We start from the raw sequence: 3,424 nt of genomic DNA, 5'->3' as shown, positions 1-3,424 counted from the left end.
CCGTAATTGCCGCTTAGAGCGGCTCACAAAATTAAAGCCCCCGGCTTTGCCGGGGGATACTTACTCACCTCGCTGGTATTGCTAGCCAGCACCACCCATGCAGGTAACGCTTTTCTCAAGCGGCACTATATCTCCGGCCTGAATCGAATCTGTATCTATGACCACCTCGGCAACATGGTAACCATCACTATCAAGAGCACAGAAATCTGCCGAGTAACGATCCAGATTTAAAGGCCTCCTTGCGCCCATAGATCCAAGTGAAGCAGTCTATCACTGCTTTGATCCGATTTTCTGCTGATCACGCCGCCCGTTCATTTCAGCTTCAACGCACGCATCTGCGAAATCGTCGATTTGAACGACTTCCCAGGTGAGCGATCAAAATCATAGACCCCGTGCATGTTGACGTGTGCCCAAGCAATTACCGAACCGTTAGCAATGGAATCGATGACCTCTTGGCGCTGTTGATCATTTGGTAGTTGGCAGCAATAGTCAGAAAGGAAAAGATAGTTCCAGATGATGATGGCGTTTTTTAAAAGCGTCTTACACATCATGGCTTTCTGGATTTCAATATCTGAACCCACCATGAGTTTGCCTTGTCGGGCAAAGAAGACAGCTTCAGATAGCTTTTGGCCATGCTCAATACGATTCAATTGCTTTTGAACAATCCTTCGTAACTCAGTACATCCCAAATAGTTCAATATGTAGGAAGTTTTCAGCATTTGTCCAAAGCCTTGCAATGCCCCATACAAGTCTGATTTTGGTGATTGAGCTGACAACATTCGGAACATGTGTGCGGCTGAACAATATCCGAGCTTGATGGATGCCATTAAGTGTAGGATTTGATCCCACTGTTTGAGAATGCTCTTCCGGTTAACAATCCGTCCCGCTTTGACCGTTCGCCCATTCATAGCTTGTTTGGTTTTCGCGTCGTAAGCCCACAACGTTTGATCATGGATCTTGGCAAATCTAGGAGCAAACCTAACGTTGATAAAATGCATTCCTGCAAAGATAGCTTCCGTAAAGCCGTGCTGATCAGTAGAGTGCCAGTGTTTCATTTCGCTTTCAGGGTAAAGCACTCGCGTCGACTCGACCATGCCATCCAACATGGAAGCTGCTTCACGCTCTGAGGAGGTGTGCACATTTACATTGAAGAAGGCCTGTGAATCATCGACAAATGAATTGGCGGTTATGCCTTGCTCCTTTCCATAATATTTGTATGAGAAATTGGCCAGTAAAGAGTTTACAGCAACGGTGATTTTCTTACCGTCAACGAAACCATTGCCTCATTTGCCTTAGCCAGAGAAGAGGGAGATACCCACTGTTTCTCGGTATCTCGTAATTGCTTTTCAGAAATATTCCGAGCAGCACGTTCCATATTGTGATGGCCAAGGTTAGTGCCTAGGCTCATAATCGTGGCGTAGACCTGTTTTAGCTTCTTGCCAGACAGCTCCTTGCCGGATTTATTATTTTTTAGGGCTTGGGAGAAATCTGTATAGTTGTCGATTTCTGCCAAGAGTTCATATAAGGTCACGACATTATTGTCGTTTAACAGTGATGGTATGAACTTTGAGTTGTCGTAATCGGATTCGAGGTTCCTTAATGTCCATCCAGATGTTCGTTTCCGCAGCCCTTCAATTTCATCCTGGTCAATAAGGTCATTTACACGATAAAACTGCTCGTTTAGTTCGCGGCCTATAGTCTCCAGCACTTTAGGTCCATCAACGAATGCTTCCAGATTGGCTTGGCGTATAATCATTTCCTTACTTGCCAACCAATCTTGCATTGGAATCAGATAACTCCGATCCAACCTAAACTTGTAGGAATATTTCAAAATCAGCTTCTTATCCCTAATGCTAAAGATGACGGCACAGAAAAGAAGGATCTTCCAACGAGAAATCGCGGGAAGGTTGGATTCTTCCAAGACTAGGTCCGCTTCATTCTCTTTCAGAAAAGACATAGGCGTTCTGTCAGTGAATTCGCCGTTTTGGGTGCAGAAGTACTCGATGGCTTCTATTAAGTCAGGGTTAGAATGCTCCAGATCAAAACTCAATGACCGCAAAGCGGGTGAGAGTTTTCTTATTAAGCTGCGGTGTTGATCAAATAAGTACTGGTAATAGCCCTTTCGCTTTTGCAGGTTGAGAAGATCTTTTTCTAGGTCGTCGAAGGCTCGATCAATATCATCTTCATTACCGTCACCGAAGAACGCCTCAATTAACTGGACGACTTGTTCATTCCTTTGTGACAGTGGCTTTTTCTCGTCTTTGGAGATGTTGTAGACTTCTCTTAAAACCGCACGGGATTGCTTTGCAGAATCGACAACACGGCGATTCATATCCAGATTGTCATCTTCACGTTGCGCTCGAACCTTAAGATCGCTCTTCTTTGCAGTGTTGATCGCGCTGCGGATGGTTTTCCTGAAGGCAATCAAGGTGGCGTCCTGCCTTTGATAGAACTGATCTTGGATGAAGCACGCTAGGCTAAGACTCAATCTGATTTCATCTTTTTGTCGGCGTAGCTGCGCCAAGTCATTCCTGTTAATTTGGTCAGCAAAATGCCGGACACCTTCGGGCAGCAGTTTGACTAATTCCAAACTGGCTTGAGCCTCCAGAAACTGATCCCGACAAAACGCCAGTAAACTGGCATTCTTGGTCATGACCGTAAGCGAATCATCCTGATCGATGGTTTTCAGTTCACTAAGGGCCAATGGAGCTTTACGTGAATACACCAGATTTAATAGGGATTGACGAACGAGTTCTGAACTGTGTTTTTGCCAACGTTCCAAGACCGATGACTCATACTCGCGCATGCTTTCGGTGACAATCTTGGCCAACGTCGCATAGGGTGGGATCGTAACCCGTTTTGCCCAGCAGTAATCCAGCAGTGAAAACAGGATTCTTTCCGTTTCATATCTTCGAGCCACCAGTAAACTGGCGACGCCCAACAGTTCACTCGCGAAGCTCGGTTGATAAGCTGTCCATCCATTTGCTTTTAAAATGGTATGTTTGTCTTCTTTCTGCAGAGTAGTGGAGTATTCTTTTGGGTTGAAAGTAAAGTTGGACCCGAGATTCAATCGTTTGGCAGCAACGTTGATATCACGCTTGTGAGCCTCCGATAGATCAAAGAATCGACCTTTGGCCTGAAAGTAAGCTTTGTTCAGAAGGTAACCCACTTTTCGGTGAGATTTCTTATTACGTAAATATTTTCGAGTATCAACGTCAACATTGATATAAACCATGCGCTCATCTGCATTGAGCTTAGGAGTACTGTCGAAGACCCTTCGACGGTGACGACTGAGTATGGTTAAATTGGGCAAAAGCGTCTCTTTTTTATTTTTATGACTTTAAGTTATAGATATACCCTACATATAACCAAAAGTTAGCAAAATTGTATTGTACAATACAATTTTGCTAACTTTTGGTTATAT

1 protein-coding gene and 1 pseudogene are annotated in these 3,424 nt (G+C 44.4%); both read right to left on the bottom strand.

Annotated features, from left to right (window positions below; translation table 11 throughout):
• Window positions 1-81: 81 nt before the first annotated feature.
• Window positions 82-249 (bottom strand): hypothetical protein, encoded by a 168-nt coding sequence (locus ACCI49_RS23995; RefSeq protein WP_371841774.1) that lies wholly within the window; start codon window positions 247-249, stop codon window positions 82-84.
• A gap of 62 nt (window positions 250-311) precedes the next feature.
• A pseudogene (locus ACCI49_RS23990) lies at window positions 312-3,313 on the bottom strand (Tn3 family transposase).
• Window positions 3,314-3,424: the final 111 nt, after the last annotated feature.

Source organism: Microbulbifer epialgicus, assembly GCF_041447265.1.
In the GTDB taxonomy this organism is placed as follows: Bacteria; Pseudomonadota; Gammaproteobacteria; order Pseudomonadales; family Cellvibrionaceae; genus Microbulbifer; species Microbulbifer epialgicus.
The sequence above is the reverse complement of the archived record's forward strand: the minus strand, read 5'-3'. Positions and strand labels throughout refer to the sequence as shown.

Bases quoted from the DNA above. Each gene is read 5' to 3' on its own strand.
- ACCI49_RS23995 (WP_371841774.1), bottom strand. From the start codon at position 249: ATGGGCGCAAGGAGGCCTTTAAATCTGGATCGTTACTCGGCAGATTTC.